This window comes from Bacteroides salyersiae, from assembly GCF_031172035.1.
Lineage (GTDB): Bacteria > Bacteroidota > Bacteroidia > Bacteroidales > Bacteroidaceae > Bacteroides > Bacteroides salyersiae.
Genome location: NZ_CP133452.1, coordinates 3,845,443 through 3,864,310 on the forward strand (window position 1 = coordinate 3,845,443; position 18,868 = coordinate 3,864,310).

Consider the following 18,868-nt stretch of genomic DNA (forward strand, 5'->3'; position numbering starts at 1 on the left):
TTTAGTGATGAGTAGTTGGCGGGGGAAACTTGGGTACAAGATTCATTAATCTCATGATCTGTTTCTGTCTTTTTAGTATGTAAGGCGACGGATGGGCAGAATCGAAACGTATGGGGTTAGGTAGCGTAGCAGCTATTAATGCACATTGGCCCTTTGTTAATTTGGCGGCTGTGGTATTGAACTTATATTGGGCAGCAGCTTGTGCCCCGTAAATGCCCTTTCCCATTTCGATGGAATTCAGATATACCTCCATAATCCGTTCTTTCGGCCAGAATGTTTCAATAAGAAAGGTGAAATAAACTTCCAGTCCTTTCCTTAGCCATGAGGATTGGGGCCATAAGAAAACATTTTTTGCTGTTTGCTGACTGATAGTACTTGCACCTCGTTTTCGCTTTCTACTTTCATTTTCTTTTATCGCTTTTTCTATTTCCTTGAGATCGAATCCGTTATGTTCTGCAAAACGATTGTCTTCGGAAGCAATAACAGCCATAGGCAGATGTGGGGAGATCTGATTGAAAGAAACCCACGTGTGTTTGCACGTGGGTTTATCTCCCGATGCTATCTGCTGCACACTCCGGATCACCATTAGCGGGGTAACATATACCGGAACAAACCGGTAAATAACGACCGCAACAAGGGTTGACAGGAAGAAAAAGAGCAGCAGACTGCGTATGATACGAAGTATTTTACTTACCGGCTTCCGCATCTTTTATCATCTGTTCGCTGGCGTACATGTATACTTCTACACGACGATTTTGAGCAGCTGTTAACGATTCGTCATACTGTGAGTAACCTACACCTTCTACTGTTTTGAATTGAGAAGGCTGAACACCACAAGATTGCAGGTAATTTTCTACCGCATAAGCACGGTTGTTCGAAACCTTCTGATTGGCTTCCTGCGTACCTACCTTATCGGTATGTCCGATGATTGCAATATCTAAAGTCGGATCGCTTTTCAACACACCGGCAAATTCACGCAAAGATTGTTTGGCGGCATTGCTCAATGTAGAAGAGTTGAATCCGAAAAGGATACCTGAGTCAAAAGTCACTTTTACAGCAGCCAATCCATTGTTGTCTGTGATTTGCTCTACTTGTGCACCTTCGATTTTGGCAGCTTCTTCTGCTTTCTTATCCATTTTCCGGCCAATCAATGCACCAGCAGTACCTCCGACGGCTGTACCGATAGCAGCACCGATAGCAGCGCCTTTACCCTTACCGGCGATACCACCGATAATTGCACCTAAAGCGGCACCTGAACCGCCACCGATCATTCCACCTTTAGCGGTATTGTTCATTGATCCACAACTTCCGAATACTAAAGCCATACTTAGGAAGAAGGCCATAAACTTAATCTTTTTCATACTTCTTATTAATTTATTAGTGATAAACTCTAAAACGAGGACAAAGATAAAAAAATATTTAGTTATGCCGTCGTTCCTTTCTCTCAAAAACAACTAACTATGCAATTTTGTTGATGGAAAGAACCTTTTTTCGTATAATAATGAACCACATCAGCAGGATTGATCCCTTAGCAATGGTTGTTACACTAACTGCCCACCAGATACCTTCTACTCCCATACCTAAACGGACGAAGAAAATGGCAAGTGGAATACGCATGTAATTACATGTGATACTGATGACGGCAGGCGGTACTGTTCTTCCGATACCATAAAACACGCCCTGCATGGTAATTTCAAGCATCATAAAAAGTTGGGAGTATCCGTCTATCCGAAGAAAGACGCCTCCTGCCTCATAAGCAGCCTGTTCCGGTACGAAGATGGCAAATACTTCATTTCCAAAGAAAATAAACAGGAGTGTGCAGAACGTACCGAATATTCCCGTCATCCATAAAGTGGTGTGCCATGCTTTTATAACTCTTTCCGTTCTTCCGGCTGCATAGTTCTGTGCTATGAAGGCGCTCAATGCTGTAGAAAATCCTTGTGAGGTATTCCATGTGATGGCTTCTATCTGCCCTCCGGTAGTAAAGGTCATCAATCCGATGTGCCCGCCTTGCTCCGAAGCCGTGCGGCACAGGAACATATTGACAAAAGCAAACAAAGTGTTGAGGGTAGCTACCGGAAGCCCCAATTTCAGAATACGGTGCGTATATCTTTTCTTTAGTTGAGTGAAAAAAGGAAAGCTACCTAAAAGTGCATCACGGAAACGTAATTGATATATAAAGATACTGCATACGGTTGCCTGGGAAATCCAGGTTGCATAGGCAGCTCCATTAGTTCCCAGTCCGAATCCGAAAATAAAAAGCGGATCGAGCACGATATTCAGTATTAATCCGGTCCCACTGATATAAAAAGGAACTTTGCTTCGTCCGGCAGCATTGTAGATACCGGTGAAAGCCGCCGAAAGAAAAACGAAAGGCATCGCTGTGGAAACTATCCGGAGATAAGTTACGGCATTGTCGGTAATATGCGGAGCGAGTTCGTAGATACGTATAATAGGGCCTGCCAATATAAACAACAATGCTCCCCAACATATGGATATAAGAAGTGCGATCGTGATATTGTGTGAAGCGAAGTGACGGGCGTCTTCCTGATTTTGCGCTCCGATGGATTGTCCGACACTAACTTCCGATCCCACCTTATTCAATAATGAAATAGAACCGGACATCCATGTAAGTATGCCTACCGAACCGATTGCTGCTACTGCTTCACTACCTAAACGCCCTACCCATGCCATGTCTGTCAGGCTATAGGCCATTTGGATGAAGGAGGTTGCCATAATAGGCATAGCCAGATTGAATAATTGACGGTTTATGGATCCGTGGGTTAAGTTTTTTATTCCTTGCATGGATGATTCTTTTGCTTGTCGTATGAAATGAGGCGCAAAGATATGAAAAACTATGCTCGGATATATCTATTCCTGCCGCGATTTTTTTCATTGATACCAAAGTATGGATACAATGTCTTTTTAATGGAATAATGTTTTTTTATGTAGGATGAAGTGCGTTGAAATATTCCGGTAATTGCAAGCTGTTTAAGTATTTTTAAATGGCCGGTCGGGCAAATCGTACTAAATATTTGGAAAATATGCTCTATTTTTGAAGCGCAATAATGGAAATTAATGAAATACATCTCTATCTTATCTTATGCTTTTGCGTTTCTGTTTTTGTACAGTCAATTATCAATGGCAAAAGACGTTGCGAGTGACGATTCGTTGTATACAAGAGAATATATCTCGCAGATATACATAGCAGAACCGGAACGTGCATTGAAACTATTGGATGAAGCGGAAAATCGGGGAACCATGTTGCCATACCTTATTAGCGATTTGCGTAGCATGGCTTATCGTAATATGTATATGAATAAACTGGCGTTTGATTATGCCCGGAAATCGTATGTCCTCGATTCTGTTTCACAAAATAATCCGGAACACTTGCTGCAAATGACGATAGCCTTAGCCGAACTTTCAAATCTGCTCAGTGAATATAAAGAAAGTATGAGGTACGCAATGCAGGGTATTGAATTTGCTCAAAGACAAAATGATATTAAGGCTGAAAGTAAATTACTTTTCTGTATCGGTGAAAATGAAAGGATGCTCTCTTTAAAAGAAAGAAGTTACGAACATTTTGATACGGCCATCCGGTTATTGCAAAATATTAAAGACAGGGAAGGGGCGGCCATGCTGTCGTATTTTTATGGGATAAAAATGGGGTATCTGCTTGATGACTCCCGCTATGATGAAGCTTTGGCGATAGGACTGCAACGGGAGAAACTGATTCATGCGATAGATTCGTTATATCAGACTCCGGAAGGGTATATTGACCGGCAATATGCTTATGTGTATTCAAAATTGGCATATATCTGCCATTTCAAAAAGCTATATATGGAGGCAGAGAAGTATTTTAACCGATATCTGTCTACCAAAGCTGCCTTGACGCCGGACGGGCAATATGATGCGACCCCATATCTGTTACTGAATAAACAATATGCGAGAGTTGTTGATATATGTGAAAATTTTAGGGCTGTATTACAACATCAGGATACTATAAACTTGCAGTATTTAAGTGTTTTGCAGAAACAAGTGAAGGCTTATCTCGGGTTGCATGACTTTAAAAAGGTGGCGGAATTGCGTGAGTCGATTTTGACAATAGTGGATAGTATGAACACTCGTGAAAAACAGAACGCAGCATTGGAATTGAGCACTGTCCATAAAATGAATGAAAAGGAAGAGTTTATTAAAGAGCAGGCTTTTCAATTGAAAGTCAGGAATATCTCGATTTTCTTTTTCACTTGCATTACAGTTCTGATTCTATTCATACTATGGCGAATGTGGCGTCATACCTGTATTATCAAATATAAAAATCAGACTTTGGTCAAACTTATCAATGAGCGGATTGCCGGCATTGATGAAAAAGAGAAAGTGACCGGGGATGGTAATCGCAATGTGGATATAAAAGAAGATAAAGTTTCATGTATTGTAAGTTCCGTTCAATCAACAAGTGATGTACAAAATGTATCAGATAATACAGAGGTGAATGAAGAAGAGCAAGAGAATAGAATATTATTCAATAAGTTGAATACAGTCATCATGCAGGAGAAATTATATCTTTCTTCAGAACTTGCCAGAGAAGATCTGGTGCCGTTAGTGCGAATGAATAATGCGCGTTTTGCCAAGATGATAAAAGAAAACACCGGAACTAATTTAAGCGGATATATCAATGATTTGCGAATCACCCATGCGATCAGGTTACTGAAAGAATATCCTAATTATACACTAAAGGCCATTGCCGAAGAATCCGGATTTAATAGTATGCCTACTTTTCATATCTTATTTAAAAAGAAAACCGGAATGACTCCGTTTGAATTTAAAAAAGCCCAAAACGAACTGGAATAATTGTTGACAGAATATTGCTGTCTTTTTATAGTTGCTGGATAATACATTTATAAAATAGCATCGGGAAATCAGCTCCCATTCCGTGGGGCGTTAATGTGCCCGAATACTTGAAAATGATATTTGTATGTCTTTGAATCTTATAAATATTCATTTATATTTCTTTGATTTATAACAGGTTAATATTTTTATTAATAACTTTAGAACAAATCTTAATATCTTGTTTTAAATATTATAGCCGCATTCGTCTCAAATACACTTTCTTTACGTATAATATTGTATAATTACATTTGATGAATGTATGGACAAGAAGAAGAAAAGCCACAAAAAAGAATTTGACATAACAAGTGCCTTTTTAGCCAATATAAATCATGAAATCAGAACTCCCTTAAATGCGATCGTTGGATTTTCAGATCTGTTGGTGGATGCTGAAAATGAGGGTGAACGGAAAGAATACGTTCAGATTATCCGCGAAAACAATGATATACTCTTACGTTTGCTGTCTGATATTATCGATATTTCTCAAATAGATGCCGGAGAACTTGATTTTGAAAAAGATGATGTGGAGATTTCTTCTGTATGTAAGGATATTGCATGTGTTATGTCTTTCAGATTGCCGGCTGGTGTTGAGTTGTCAGTGGAGAATGATTTACCGGAATGCCATATCGTGACTGACAGGAAAAGATTACATCAGGTTATCACAAATTTAGTAGCTAATGCCATTAAATTTACTCTTAGGGGAAATATCGTGATAGGATATATATTGAAGAATAAACACATCGAGTTTTATGTGACTGACACTGGGATCGGAGTTGAAAAAGAACAGCAAGAAAGGATCTTTGAACGTTTCGTTAAATTGGATGCTTTTTCACAAGGCGCCGGATTAGGGCTTTCTGTGTGTCAGGTTGTAGTAAAACAATTTGGTGGGGATATAGGCGTAGAGTCCGAACCGGGTAAGGGTTCGCGGTTTTGGTTTACACATCCTTATACCACTTGCTTGTAAAAGTGCTATTTATATTTTAAAGCAGGTAATATGAATGCTCTTTTGATTTTCTGCTGCCACAATGCCCGATCAAAGGTTTGGCAGAGAAAATATTCACTCTAATTCTTTTGCATGAATGTTAATTGTCTGCAATGCATTCAATATATCGGTTGAAGTCACTCCATGACATTCTATTCTTAAGATTTTTTCCCAATCTTCCAAGTCCACGTTCCATTTGTGTATTTGGGGAAATTGGATGAAAAGAGTTTGGATGAGCTTCATATCTTGCTTATCCTTTATGGAGGTTCGGAAAATCAGAATTTGTTTTTGCATATTGGGACATTTTTGTTGTGAATCGTTTCGTTATCGGATGTTCTGTTTTCTGTTCAGGGCGCGAAGATACATCAATAAAAGTTTCTATAAAATTATTTTCGACGAACGCCCTTATTGTTTATGACGAAATGTATGATCCGGGCGACCAATAGGGATATTACTTATGTGTAGTAGAATGGGTACTTTCGCATGCTGTCTACTATGCATATTGATAATTAATATAATCTTAACCGAAAATTACTTAAAGAGTGGTGATTATTGAGGTTTTATTTTTGCAATTGCTTTTAATTGGCAATTGTCTTTCCTATTTTTGCATAATTCACGACATATATGGATATGCAATATATATTTGTGCGAATATTTGTGCTAAAATTTGAGAACACATCACCAATCTATAGCTTTGGATGAAAATATTGAATACTTAACTGAGCGGATATGAGATTAAGCAGAATTATTTTGTGTATAATAGGGTATATAGTTTTAGATAATTTTCAGGCAGTTGTTTGGGGGCAGACAATCAGTGGTAAAATTACAGATGACAGCCAACAGCCGGTAGACGGTGCAACTATCGTGTTGCAAACGATGGATTCTATCTATGTAGGTGCATCCATATCCAATGCCGACGGCACATTTCTTTTAAATAGCCAGCCGGAGGAATATCGACTAATTATACAGCATCTTTTATATCAAACGAAACAGATAACGGGCCAGGGAAAGAGTGTGGGGATCATTCAGCTTCAGCCCAAAGATTATGCTTTAAATGAAGTTGTAGTAAAAGCGGAACGGCCTCTTGTAAAAGTGGAAGATGGGCGTTTAGGATATAATCTTACGGCTCTCGCAGAAAGCCATGTGGTGAATAATGCCTATGAAGCATTGACGAGATTACCGGGAATACAAGAGGATAGGGGAACATTGACTTTGGCGGGAGCAGGAAGTCTGACTGTAATCTTGAATGGGAAGCCTACAACGATGGATGCCGGGCAACTTGAAACCCTTTTGCGGAATACTCCGATAAACCGCGTAGAGAAAGTGGAAGTAATGTACAGCGCCCCTCCCGAATATCATGTACGGGGCGCAGTTGTCAATGTTGTTTTAAAGCGCTCGAATGATTACGCTTTTCAAGGGGAAATAAGCGCTGACTACAAGAACAAGTACTTCAACAGTGGCAATATGAAAGGAAATTTTCGCTTATCGACACCTAAAATGGCTTTTGACGTATTGTATGGGGCAAATAATGTGAAAAACATGGAATATATAGATCTATATTCCCGGCATACATTGAAAGGCGAACTATATGATATCACACAAAACGAACAATTGCGCAGTAAATATTGGAATCATAATCTTAGAACTGCATTTGAATACAACTTTGACGATAAGAATAATATCAATATAGCATATACCGGCAGCTACACTCCCGACCAATACAACAATAGCCGGACAAATGGTAATTATCAGACCAGTAATGTAGACAAATATATTGATACTCATATGAATAACATCATGTTGCAATACCATTCGGGCTTTGGGCTTGATATCGGTGGTGATTACACCCGTTATATTTCCAATAACAATCAGAGTCTGTTGGCCGATTATACGGATGGCGATCTGAGCCGTTTCTCTATGGTCGGTGGGCAAAGGATTGAGCGGTATTCTGTTTATGCAGATCAAAAACATCAGCTATCTAAAGAATGGAATTTGGGATATGGAGTGTCTTACCGGTTTGCGAAAGACCGGGATTTTCAGACTTACAGTCAGGTGACCGGTGATATCTATACGCAAGATACTTATTCCGACCTGAAAGAACAGACCGCCGGTTTTTATGTTTCATTAGGCCGGAATTATGCATCGGGAACTTCCTTTTCCATATCTGCTACGGGGGAATATTATACTATTGGTAATTATCATAAATGGGCTGTTTATCCGCAAGCATCATTGACTTATCTTAAAACTCCGAAACATATATTCCAACTCTCATTGTCTACGGATAAAACCTATCCGAGTTATTGGGATATGCAGTCTTCAGTGGGTTATCTCAACGGATATACGGAGTTGTGGGGGACACCGGGGTTGAAACCGATGACAGCTTATAATTTAAATGGGAGTTATATCTTGAAGCAAAAATACATCTTCAATTTGTTTTTTATGCATACGTCAGACTATTTTGTCCAAGCTCCGTACCAATCTACGGAGAGACTGGCCTTGATCTACAAAAATACGAATTGGAATTACATGCAGTTGTGGGGTGTGAACCTTATCCTTCCTTTCAAAGCGGGAAATTGGCTTGATTCCCGTTTGACTATGACCGGGATGCAAATGCATCAACGTTGCGATAACTTCTTTGACATTCCCTTTGACCGGAGAAAATGGCTCTTCAGTAGTTCGTTGGACAACGCGTTTAAAATCAATAAAAACCTCTCTTTCGAGTTAATTGGCAATGTGCAGACTCCTGCTATACAAGGAACATTTGATATAGGGACCGTTTTCGATCTTACTGCTGGGGTAAAATGGAATTTTGCCAATGATAAAATAAGTTTGTCGGCACGCTGTAACGACATTTTTAATGAAGGAATGCCCAAAACAAAAGTCCGTTTCAAAGGACAGTATCTGGATATGAATAGTGCTGCTTATTCCCGGACTTTTACGGTGCATTTCAGTTTTCGTTTTGGCGGATATAAGAAAAAGGAAATAAAAGAGGTAGATACATCCCGTTTCGGCATGTAATTTAAACGGATACAAGGGGATTGAATTCGGTTCAGTTTGAAATCTTGGGGATTAACTTTTGTAAATTCGAAAATCCCTCAGGTTTTTACGTTGATCCGTTTTTACATTTCCCCGTGTAAACCAGCATAATTTAGGTATAAAAAAAGAGAGCTACTATTATGTAACTCTCTAATTTTCAGTGATCCAGCTGGGGCTCGAACCCAGGACCCCAACATTAAAAGTGTTGTGCTCTACCTGCTGAGCTACTGAATCAATCCTTATTGCAAATCAGTTATTTCCTGATTGCGGGTGCAAAGATAGATAGTTTTTTATAAATACCAAAATAATTTGAATGTTTTTTAGAATAGCTATGACAATACATTCATTTTATAGTTGTTGAAATAGCAAGTTAAGCAGATTGGATGCAAAAGCACTTTTAGGATTATGGTTGGACGGGAAATGATAAGAATTGAATATAAAATGTTTATTTATAGCATCTTATATTGGTCGTTATACCGAGATATTAAAAGTATATACTTAATGGAGTGTTAAATATAGATTATTACTATGCAATAGTATAGATTGTTGCAAATGAGAGGAATGTCTTTTAAGATGAACTGTTAAAGATGTTAATGTGGATGAGAGAGGGGAGAAGAATGCTTTGAGGGTAGGGAAGAATACTTTGTTTTTAGTGGGACGGATATGAATATCGAAGATTTTGTGTACATTTGCCCAAAATTACATTTTACATTATTATATTGTATGGCAACAGTAGACGATAAAAAGATTATTTTCTCAATGGTGGGAGTGAGTAAATCCTTCCAGAATAACAAGCAAGTGCTGAAGAACATTTACCTTTCCTTTTTTTATGGGGCAAAGATCGGTATCATCGGTTTGAATGGTTCGGGTAAATCTACTTTGTTGAAGATTATTGCAGGACTGGAAAAATCATATCAGGGTGAGGTGGTCTTTTCACCGGGATATTCGGTAGGCTATCTGGCTCAGGAACCTCATTTGGATAATACGAAGACCGTGAAGGAAATCGTAATGGAAGGAGTACAGCCTATTGTAGACGCTCTGAATGAATATGAAGAAATAAATCAGAAATTCGGCTTACCCGAATATTATGAGGATCAAGATAAAATGGACCAACTCTTTGCGCGCCAGGGAGAATTGCAGGATATCATCGATGCTACGGATGCATGGAATCTTGACAGTAAACTGGAGCGTGCGATGGATGCACTCCGTTGTCCGCCCGAAGACCAGTTGGTGGAAAACCTTTCAGGGGGTGAGCGCCGTCGCGTGGCTCTTTGTCGTTTGTTGCTTCAAAAACCGGATATACTCCTTCTCGATGAGCCTACCAACCACTTGGATGCGGAGTCTATCGACTGGCTCGAACAACATCTCCAACAGTATGAGGGTACGGTAATCGCCGTAACGCACGACCGCTATTTCCTCGATCATGTAGCCGGATGGATTCTGGAGTTGGATCGTGGCGAAGGTATCCCCTGGAAAGGAAATTATTCCAGCTGGCTGGACCAGAAGACCAAACGCATGGAAATGGAAGAGAAAACTGCCAGCAAACGCCGTAAGACTCTTGAACGTGAGCTGGAGTGGGTGCGTATGGCTCCTAAGGCTCGTCAGGCCAAAGGTAAAGCTCGTCTGAACTCTTATGACAAACTGTTGAACGAGGATGTGAAAGAGAAAGAAGAGAAACTTGAAATTTTCATTCCGAATGGTCCCCGTTTAGGAAACAAGGTTATTGAAGCTAAACATGTAGCCAAGGCTTATGGTGAGAAGTTGCTTTTCGATGATCTCAACTTTATGCTTCCTCCCAATGGCATTGTCGGGGTGATCGGTCCTAACGGTGCCGGTAAGACTACCCTTTTCCGGCTTATCATGGGACTTGAGACGGTGGATAAAGGAGAATTTGAGGTAGGAGAGACTGTAAAGGTGGCCTATGTAGACCAACAGCATAAGGATATCGATCCCAACAAGACTGTTTATCAGGTAATTTCCGGAGGTAACGAACTGATTCGCATGGGTGGGCGTGATATCAATGCACGTGCTTATCTTTCACGTTTCAATTTCTCCGGTGCCGATCAGGAAAAGCTCTGCGGAATGCTTTCCGGCGGTGAACGTAACCGTTTGCACCTGGCTATTGCATTGAAAGAAGAGGGCAATGTGCTGCTTCTCGATGAGCCTACCAATGATATCGACGTGAATACGCTTCGTGCACTCGAAGAAGGTCTGGAGGATTTTGCCGGATGCGCCGTGGTCATTTCGCACGACCGTTGGTTCCTCGACCGTATCTGTACCCACATCCTTGCTTTCGAGGGCGATTCCAATGTATTCTATTTTGAAGGTTCTTATTCTGAATATGAAGAAAACAAGATGAAACGTCTCGGAAATGAAGAGCCTAAGCGTGTACGTTATAGAAAGCTAATGAATGATTGATATCGATGTCAGTTTGATAGATTTCTAACTCGTTCAGTTTTAAATAGAAAGCCCTGCAGATCGCCTGCGGGGCTTTTTTTGTTTTAGAATGCAATAAAATGTTGACCATCCTTAAAATTTGAAATGGAAATGTAATGTAGTTCTAAATCTTATTAATTATATTTGCGCTTCAAAACATTATTAATTAATAAAATCTATTAACTAACAAACAGAATTATGAGAAGACATCTAATTCATTTTCTGCTGGTTGCAATACTGACAGTATGCTCTGCTGCTACGGCTTTTGCCCAGACTACAGTGAAAGGTCAAGTCGTGGATGCAGAAACCGGTGAGCCATTGGTTGGTGCGGCCATTATGGTGGAAGGTACTTCACAAGGAACTGTCACCGATCTTGACGGTCATTTTGTGCAAAGTGTCGCTCCCAATGCAACGTTACTATTTAAGTATGTAGGTTTCAAGGACCTGAAAAAGAAAGTAACGCAGAAAGGCGCTTCTGTGGATTTAGGTATTGTGAAACTGGAACAGGATGCAGTGATGTTGAATGACGTGACGATTACTTCGTCCATTGCCATTTCACGTAAAACTCCGGTGGCGGTATCTACGGTCGACCCGGTATTTATCTCGGAAAAGTTGGGAACACAAGAATTTCCGGAGATATTGAAATCCACTCCAGGCGTATATGCTTCCAAAGACAACGGTGGTTTTGGTGAATCCCGTGTAACCGTCCGCGGTTTCGGTACTTCCAATGTAGGAGTGATGATTAACGGTGTCCCTATGAATGATATGGAATGGGGAGGTATCTACTGGTCCAACTGGGCAGGCTTGTCTGATGTAACCCGTTCTATGCAGGTGCAAAGAGGATTGGGTGCTTCTAAGCTTTCTTCCCCGTCGGTGGGTGGTTCTATCAATGTTATAACAAACTCTACCGATGCGCAAAAAGGCGGTACATTATCCTATGGTATGGGTAATGACGGATATAATAAAGTATTGTTCAGTCTTTCTTCCGGATTGACAAAGGATGGCTGGGCCTTTTCTGTTTTAGGTTCTAAGACATGGGGTGACGGATATATCCAAGGATGTGAGTTTGACGCATATTCCTGGTTTATTAATATATCCAAGCGTATCGGTGACAGTCATTCTCTGTCTCTGACAGCAACGGGTGCTCCCCAAACTCACAATAAGCGTTATGACGAGCTGACCATCGAAGAGTGGGACAAGCAGAAGAAGGTAAATCAAGGTTTGGGCTATCGCTATAATGCTGCTTACGGATATGACATTAATGGTAAAGGCATGACCGGTACCAGCTATAACTCTTACCATAAGCCACAGATTTCTTTGAATCACGTTTGGGATATCGACCGCAAGTCGAGCCTTTCTTCTTCCGTGTATATGTCTATTGGCGACGGCTTCGGATATCGGGGTGTAGGTAATACCAGCAGCCTTTACGGGGCAACAGCCGGTATCCCGAATACCACTTATCGCAGGATAGACGGAACGATGAATTATGCTGCTATTATGGAAGAAAACGCGGCTTCCGACAATGGAAGTAAAGTCGCTTTGGCCAAAAACATGAATACTCACTTGTGGTACGGACTTCTTTCAACTTATACCAACCAGGTGAATGATTACCTGAACCTGCAGGGTGGTATAGACCTCCGTTACTATAACGGCGGACACAAAGCTGAAATTGTAGATCTGTTGGGAGGAGACTTTATTGTCGATCCGGATAGAAAAAATGTAGGATATAAAAAGGATGATATCGCCTGGCAGAACGAGCGCTTAGGGGTAGGTGACGTTGTTTACCGTAACTTTGACAGCTATATAGCACAATACGGTGCTTTCGGACAGGCTGAATATTCTCAGGATAAACTATCCGTTATCGTATCCGGAAACGTGAATGCCGCTTCGAACTGGCGTAAGGGCTATTTCTATACAGACAATGAAAAGTCTGCAAAGAAAACGAAAGTCGGTTATGGAGTAAAAGGTGGTGTAAACTATAATATCGACAGCCATCATAACGTATTTGCCAACATCGGCTATTACTCCCGTACTCCTTATTTCTCAGGTGGTATTTTCCTTAATTCCCAGACAAGCAATGCGCTCAATCCTAATTGTAAGAACGAAGGTGTTTTCTCTTTTGAACTGGGTTACGGATTCGTTTCTTCTATTTTCTCCGCCAATTTGAATCTGTACCGTACCACTTGGGACGACCGTACAATTCAAAAGCGCCTGTCGGTATCGCAGGAAAGTTCTTACGTATACTTGAACGGTGTGGGTGAATTGCACCAGGGTATCGAGTTGGACTTCACTCTGCGTCCGGTCCGTTCGCTGACAATCAACGGTATGTTCTCTTTCGGTGATTGGACTATGACGAAAGACAATGTATTGGGTTATATGTATGACGGACAAGGCCAGGCCGTTGATAAAAGTATGAAACCGGTAACTCCCGGCTCGGACGAGCATGCACGGTTGCTGATGAATACAAAAGGGGTGAAGATTGGTAATGCTGCCCAGACAACGGCATCTCTGGATGTGAATTATGAAGTGCTGAAAGGTCTTCGTGTCTTTGTAGGCGGATTATTCAATGGACGTAACTATTCTGAATACGATATTGCAGGTCTGATTACTACCAGCACTTTGAATGGAGATCCGGTAGATGTGGCACAACCTTGGCGTATCCCTTCTTTCTTTACTTTTGATGCGGGTATCAGCTACAAGTTCAATCTTGGCGGTATCGATGCAACCTGGACAGCCAATTGCAACAATCTGCTGAATGAGCAGTATATTACCGATGCTACGGACAATGGTGCAAAGACCGGTGGTCACGGATGGAAAGACGCAACTGTGTTCTATGGTTTCGGTCGTACTTGGTCTATGGGTATGAAGATCAGATTCTAATTTTATGATAATAAAGAATATAACAAGTATGAAAAAAATAATATTGGCAACTGCAGCGTTGGCGCTTGTATTCGTTTCATGTAACCATGAACCCGAATTTGACGGAATGAAAGAATATAGTCCGGGAAACGTATTGAAATTAGAATTGACTTACGCCGGTGATTACACATCGACAGGCGGATTTCTTGATGGTGAAGACAATTCCGATGATCCTACGGCTCCTGCTAAGATAAATCTGGAGAAATGGATGAATTCTACCTACTATACGGCAGAAAAGGGTTCGGAAGCGACCATTAAATATAATCTGCTTAAGACATCTTATTCTGATGAAGTAGGCTTTAATGAAGATTTTCAAAGAAACTTTGTAAATGGGGCCAATACGGAGATTGACGGCTGGATGAATTATTTTACCGGTGAGAAGACTTGGATAAACAAGATATACAGTGGAAATGCATATACCCAGATGGCGAACGGTGATGCCGAAACTACCGAAGCCTGGCTTATCACTCCCAAGTATACGGTGGTAAAAGGGGATAAATTGAGCTTTGACGTCTGTGTCGGATATTACAAAGGAGATTGTCTACAAGTATTCATCTCCGAAGACTTTTCCGGTTCAAGCTCGGATGTGACTTCCAAATACACTACGTGGGAGGATGTCACCGAAAATTTTGACATCCCTAAAGAACCGGACAATGCCTATGGCAAGTTAGGGCCTGCCGGTGAGATGGACTTATCTTCATATGAAGGAAAGGCTATCAATATTGCATTCAAATATTCGGGTGCTGCCGATACAAAAACGACCACTATCCAGTTGGACAACATCCATATTGCCCGTGAAGTATCAGAGACTTCGACTGTCGTGAAAGAGGCACGTGCGGTGGTAGACAATGATAAGAGTGCGTGGACTGTGACCCTTCCGAGCGACATTCCGGATATCTTGGTGAATGAAGACTTTGAGAAAGGGAAAGATTATGACAATGTTGTTTTGGAGGGCTGGTGCAACAGCAAGGTGAAAGGTGAAAAATCTTGGGAGTACAGATCGTATCAGAATAACAGATATGCTAATATCACAGCCTATAACAACGGCGAGTTGGAGACATGGTTGATTACTCCGGCACTGGTCATGCAGAAGGAGATGGTATTGAACTTTGATTTTGAGTACAGATATCTGGCAGGAGATGTGTTTACGCTGATGATTTCTACCGACTTCAACGGTGATCCGTCAAGCATATCTTCGGCTACCTGGGTCGATGTCACTCCGGACAACTTAGACAAAACAAATGACAAGTCATTTACTTCGTATAGTGTGGATTTAGCATCGTATATCGGTCAGACGATCTACGTCGGTTTCCGTTATATCGGCGACAACGCTACCGGACTCACGACTACTTGTCAGATTGATAATGTATATGTAGGCATTCCTAAGTAAGGATTTCACATAGAGTCATAGAATGAAATCGCCCACGTTACAGATAGTTGTAGCGTGGGCTTTTCATTTATAAGGGGTTGGGATACCCTTTCCGTTTACTTGATCTTCATCCGCATTACCACCGGATTGTGATCGCTGTAATCCAGCTCCGGAGAGAAGTAATCCAGTCCTTCCAGCTCCTCGCTGTGGAAGATATAGTCGATTCTGAGCAGTCTCTTGAAATAGCGGAAGGTGTACATGTAACCGTGGCCGCAGGTTTGGAAACCATCTTTCAGACGGTTGCCTTTCATGGTGTGGTAGGTATATGACGAGGGCAGGGAGTTGAAGTCGCCACACACCAGTGTGGGGTGGGGGGAGGCGGTTATCAGTTTGTGCATATGCTCTGCTTGGGCGGCACGTTTCACGAAGTTCTCTTCCAGTCCGTCGGTGAGTTTGAGGATGGCATGTTCGGTTCCGGTGGTATTGTCTTTTTTAAGTTCCTTTTCCAGCGTCCGTTTGTTGCTGCTTACTTCGGTTGTCTGGAGGTGATTGTTGAATATCCGGATACGTTTTCCGTTGATGTCGATGTCGCACCACATGCTACAGTTTTTACTGTCGGGGTATGTGATGAGTTGCTGGCTGAGTATGGGATACTTGCTGAATACGGCGAGTTGCAGGATCGGTGTTCCGGCGGGAGCTTGGGGAATAGAGTAATAAGGCCATGTGGAAAAGGCTTTTTTCACACTATCTACATTGAATTCGCGATTGCTGCCGAACTCCTGCATGCAGAGGATATCTGCGTGCTGTTCTTCCATATACCGGGCTATTTCTTTGCAGGAATATCCGGTCTGATCTCCATTAAAGGCATCTACGTTGTAAGTGGCGATGGTGAATGCCGCGAGGGAGGGGGGCGGAGAAGAGAACCGGATGACCCGGCTCAGATATCCCCAATTGCCTAAGATGGCGATGAGGGGGATGAGTAGCCAGACACGTAGCCGCATAGCCCAATAGATGAGTGCTGCGAAGTTGATCAGCAGCAATACGGGCAATGCCAAGCCGATAAAGGCAAAGCGGATGTGTCCGGCAGGAGACAGTTGGCCGGAGAAAGCTCCGGCAAGGGTGATACCTGCCAATAGGAAGGTTGATAAGATGGATAGGTGATAAAATAGTTTTGATACGGCTTTTTTTCCCATGGGCCTCTCCCCCTGCCCCCTCCCCGAAGGGAGGGGAAGTTTTATGTTCGTTACTTAATTCTTAATTTTTAACTAAATAATACTGTCATATTGCATGGCAGCTTTCAACTCCTAATTTTCAACTGAATAAATACTGCCACGCTGCATAGTAATTTTCAACTTTCAACTCTCAACTTTCAACTGAACAAGGCTTTCAACTGAACAAATACTGCCATGCTGCATAGTAACTTTCAACTTTCAACTCTCAACTTTCAACTGGATAAGGCTTTCAACTGAACAAGGCTTTCGACTGAATAAAGCAGCCTTTTCACTATCATCTTCAGCTTGTCCTGCGCTACCGGCTTCGTTATGAATTCATTGCAACCGGCATCCTTGGCGGCATTCCGGTCGTATTCGTAGGCGAATGCACTCTGCATGATGATAGGCACTTTTGGAGAAAGTTCGCGGATGATTTTTGTAGCTTCCAGTCCGTTCAGATTCGGCATTTTGATATCCATCAGAATCAAATCCGGTTTGATTTCATCGAATAAGGTAACGGCTTCCATGCCATCCCGGGCACGTACCAAGTTGTACACCTTTCCGAGAATGGCATGCAGCAGTTCGTAATTGCTGTCTGTATCCTCGGCGATGAGGAGGGTAGGCTTGACACCTCCCGAATTGACACCTCCCGGATTGCCGTTTTCCGGGTTTGCGGGCGGGGCATCGGCAAATAGCTCCGGACAGGTATCTTCCGGATTCTCTACCTCCTTTGCCGGTAGCCAAAAGCTGAATGTGCTTCCCTTGCCCGGCTCCGAGGTTACGGAGATCCCGCCACCCAGCCGTTCGATGATCGTTTTGCAGATGGAAAGCCCCAACCCCGTGCCTTGTGCGGTGCTGTTCAGCTTCATGAAACGTTCGAAGACCTTTCCCACCTTGTCGGGGGCAATGCCCGTGCCGGTGTCCGTCACATGGAAAACGATCCGTTCGCCCTCCCGCCGGTATCCGTAGCTGATGCTCCCTTCTTTGGTGAATTTAAAGGCGTTTCCTATCAGGTTGGAAATCACCTGGAAGATGCGGTTCTTGTCCGAATCGATAACAAGTATCTCGTCCGATGGTTCATAGATCAGTTCCACTCCGTCCGGTGTACGGAATATGTGTGCATCGTATATCTCTTTGCAGAGCTTGTGCAGCTTCACGGGGCCGGAGGAGAACTCCACGATGCCCGATTCGATTTTCGACAGGTCGAGTATCTCGTTGATGAGTTGCAGTAACCGTTCGTTGTTGGCGTCTACGATTTCGTAGTATGCTTTCCTCTCATCGGCATCTTCGCTTTCGGCGATGATGCGGGAGAAACCTACGATGGCATTCAACGGAGTACGTATCTCATGGCTCATGTTGGCAAGGAAAGCCGATTTCTGCTTGTCCGATGTTTCTGCTTTCTCCTTGGAGGCCTGCAGTTCGCGTTTCATCAGTTCCAGTTGGGTGATGTCCCATTCGATGCTGATGATGACCGGTGAGAAGTCTTTGCTGTCTACCTTTATCTTCTGTTTGTCCAGAATGAGGAGGTTGCCGTTTTCGTCTTTGCCTTCCAATATCCAGTGTTTGCCTGTTCCGGTGGCTGCAATTTCCATGTCCTCTTTCCGTTTCTGTTCGGCCAGTTCCGGCGGATAATAATCGAAATCGTTTTTACCGATGGCATTTTCCGTGCTGACTTCCTGATTGGATATTTTCCGGCTGGATGATCCTTGACTGTATGATCCATGATCGGATGCTTCCTGATCAGATATTTTCCGGTCAGATGCTTCCTGATCAGATGCTTTCCGGTTATATGCTTCCTGAGTATACGCTTCCCGGTTGCGGTATACGTAGCGGAAGTCGTTATTGATATCTTTCACAACGATGCCTGCCGGGAGATTCTTCATCGTGGTGTCCATGATCCGGTTCAGCCGTTTGATCTGCGACTCGTAGCGCAGGCGTTCCGTAATGTCATGCGTGAACGACCAATAACTGACCTCGCCCTCATCACTGGTGACATGATACATTGTCCCTTCAAAAGCTTGTATTTCC

General features: G+C 42.3%; 11 protein-coding genes, 1 tRNA gene and 1 pseudogene. 6 read left to right on the plus strand and 7 right to left on the minus strand.

Going from position 1 to position 18,868, the window contains the following annotated elements:
• Position 1: 1 nt before the first annotated feature.
• The 3 genes from mtgA to RB604_RS14305 form a co-directional block, all read right to left on the minus strand.
• Positions 2 to 706, minus strand: coding sequence for a monofunctional biosynthetic peptidoglycan transglycosylase (mtgA, locus tag RB604_RS14295; RefSeq protein ID WP_021937049.1), 705 nt, complete (start codon positions 704 to 706; stop codon positions 2 to 4).
• Positions 687 to 1,361: an OmpA family protein gene (locus RB604_RS14300; RefSeq protein ID WP_005932275.1), complete on the minus strand. Its 675-nt coding sequence runs from the start codon at positions 1,359 to 1,361 to the stop codon at positions 687 to 689. The genes mtgA and RB604_RS14300 overlap by 20 nt, the downstream gene beginning before the upstream one ends.
• Before the next feature lie 97 nt (positions 1,362 to 1,458).
• Positions 1,459 to 2,805 (minus strand): MATE family efflux transporter, encoded by a 1,347-nt coding sequence (locus RB604_RS14305; protein ID WP_007480789.1) that lies wholly within the window; start codon positions 2,803 to 2,805, stop codon positions 1,459 to 1,461.
• 273 nt (positions 2,806 to 3,078) lie between these two features.
• On the opposite strand from RB604_RS14305, the gene RB604_RS14310 reads away from it, so the two are divergent.
• The gene (locus RB604_RS14310; protein ID WP_055294639.1) at positions 3,079 to 4,851 is read left to right on the plus strand and encodes a helix-turn-helix domain-containing protein; all 1,773 of its coding nucleotides are present in this window, start codon (positions 3,079 to 3,081) and stop codon (positions 4,849 to 4,851) included.
• Between the two features lie 298 nt (positions 4,852 to 5,149).
• Complete coding sequence (locus tag RB604_RS14315; RefSeq protein WP_005932269.1) at positions 5,150 to 5,851, plus strand: sensor histidine kinase; 702 nt, start codon at positions 5,150 to 5,152, stop codon at positions 5,849 to 5,851.
• 93 nt (positions 5,852 to 5,944) lie between these two features.
• Here RB604_RS14315 and RB604_RS14320 read toward each other — a convergent pair whose 3' ends face one another.
• Positions 5,945 to 6,163, minus strand: a complete 219-nt coding sequence (locus RB604_RS14320) for a hypothetical protein (protein ID WP_005932265.1) — start codon at positions 6,161 to 6,163, stop codon at positions 5,945 to 5,947.
• Positions 6,164 to 6,598: 435 nt separating this feature from the next.
• Between RB604_RS14320 and RB604_RS14325 the strand changes: the two genes are divergently transcribed.
• Entirely contained in the window at positions 6,599 to 8,887 is a 2,289-nt protein-coding gene (locus RB604_RS14325; protein ID WP_055294641.1) for an outer membrane beta-barrel family protein, read from the plus strand.
• A gap of 179 nt (positions 8,888 to 9,066) precedes the next feature.
• Here RB604_RS14325 and RB604_RS14330 read toward each other — a convergent pair.
• Positions 9,067 to 9,139, minus strand: a tRNA-Lys gene (locus tag RB604_RS14330).
• 489 nt (positions 9,140 to 9,628) lie between these two features.
• Here RB604_RS14330 and ettA point away from each other — a divergent pair.
• The 3 genes from ettA to RB604_RS14345 all read left to right on the plus strand — a co-directional run bounded on the left by ettA (position 9,629) and on the right by RB604_RS14345 (position 15,650).
• Positions 9,629 to 11,323, plus strand: coding sequence for an energy-dependent translational throttle protein EttA (gene ettA / locus RB604_RS14335; RefSeq protein ID WP_025819076.1), 1,695 nt, complete (start codon positions 9,629 to 9,631; stop codon positions 11,321 to 11,323).
• A 216-nt stretch (positions 11,324 to 11,539) separates the two neighbouring features.
• Entirely contained in the window at positions 11,540 to 14,221 is a 2,682-nt protein-coding gene (locus RB604_RS14340; protein WP_005932256.1) for a TonB-dependent receptor, read from the plus strand.
• 28 nt (positions 14,222 to 14,249) lie between these two features.
• A complete protein-coding gene (locus RB604_RS14345) occupies positions 14,250 to 15,650 on the plus strand; it encodes a choice-of-anchor J domain-containing protein (protein WP_005932254.1) in 1,401 nt (466 codons plus the stop codon).
• A 95-nt stretch (positions 15,651 to 15,745) separates the two neighbouring features.
• Here RB604_RS14345 and RB604_RS14350 read toward each other — a convergent pair whose 3' ends face one another.
• Both RB604_RS14350 and RB604_RS21475 read right to left on the minus strand, forming a co-directional pair.
• Positions 15,746 to 16,822 (minus strand): endonuclease/exonuclease/phosphatase family protein, encoded by a 1,077-nt coding sequence (locus tag RB604_RS14350; protein WP_055294643.1) that lies wholly within the window; start codon positions 16,820 to 16,822, stop codon positions 15,746 to 15,748.
• A 251-nt stretch (positions 16,823 to 17,073) separates the two neighbouring features.
• Positions 17,074 to 18,522, minus strand: a pseudogene (locus tag RB604_RS21475) (ATP-binding response regulator); the annotation flags it as partial.
• Positions 18,523 to 18,868: the final 346 nt, after the last annotated feature.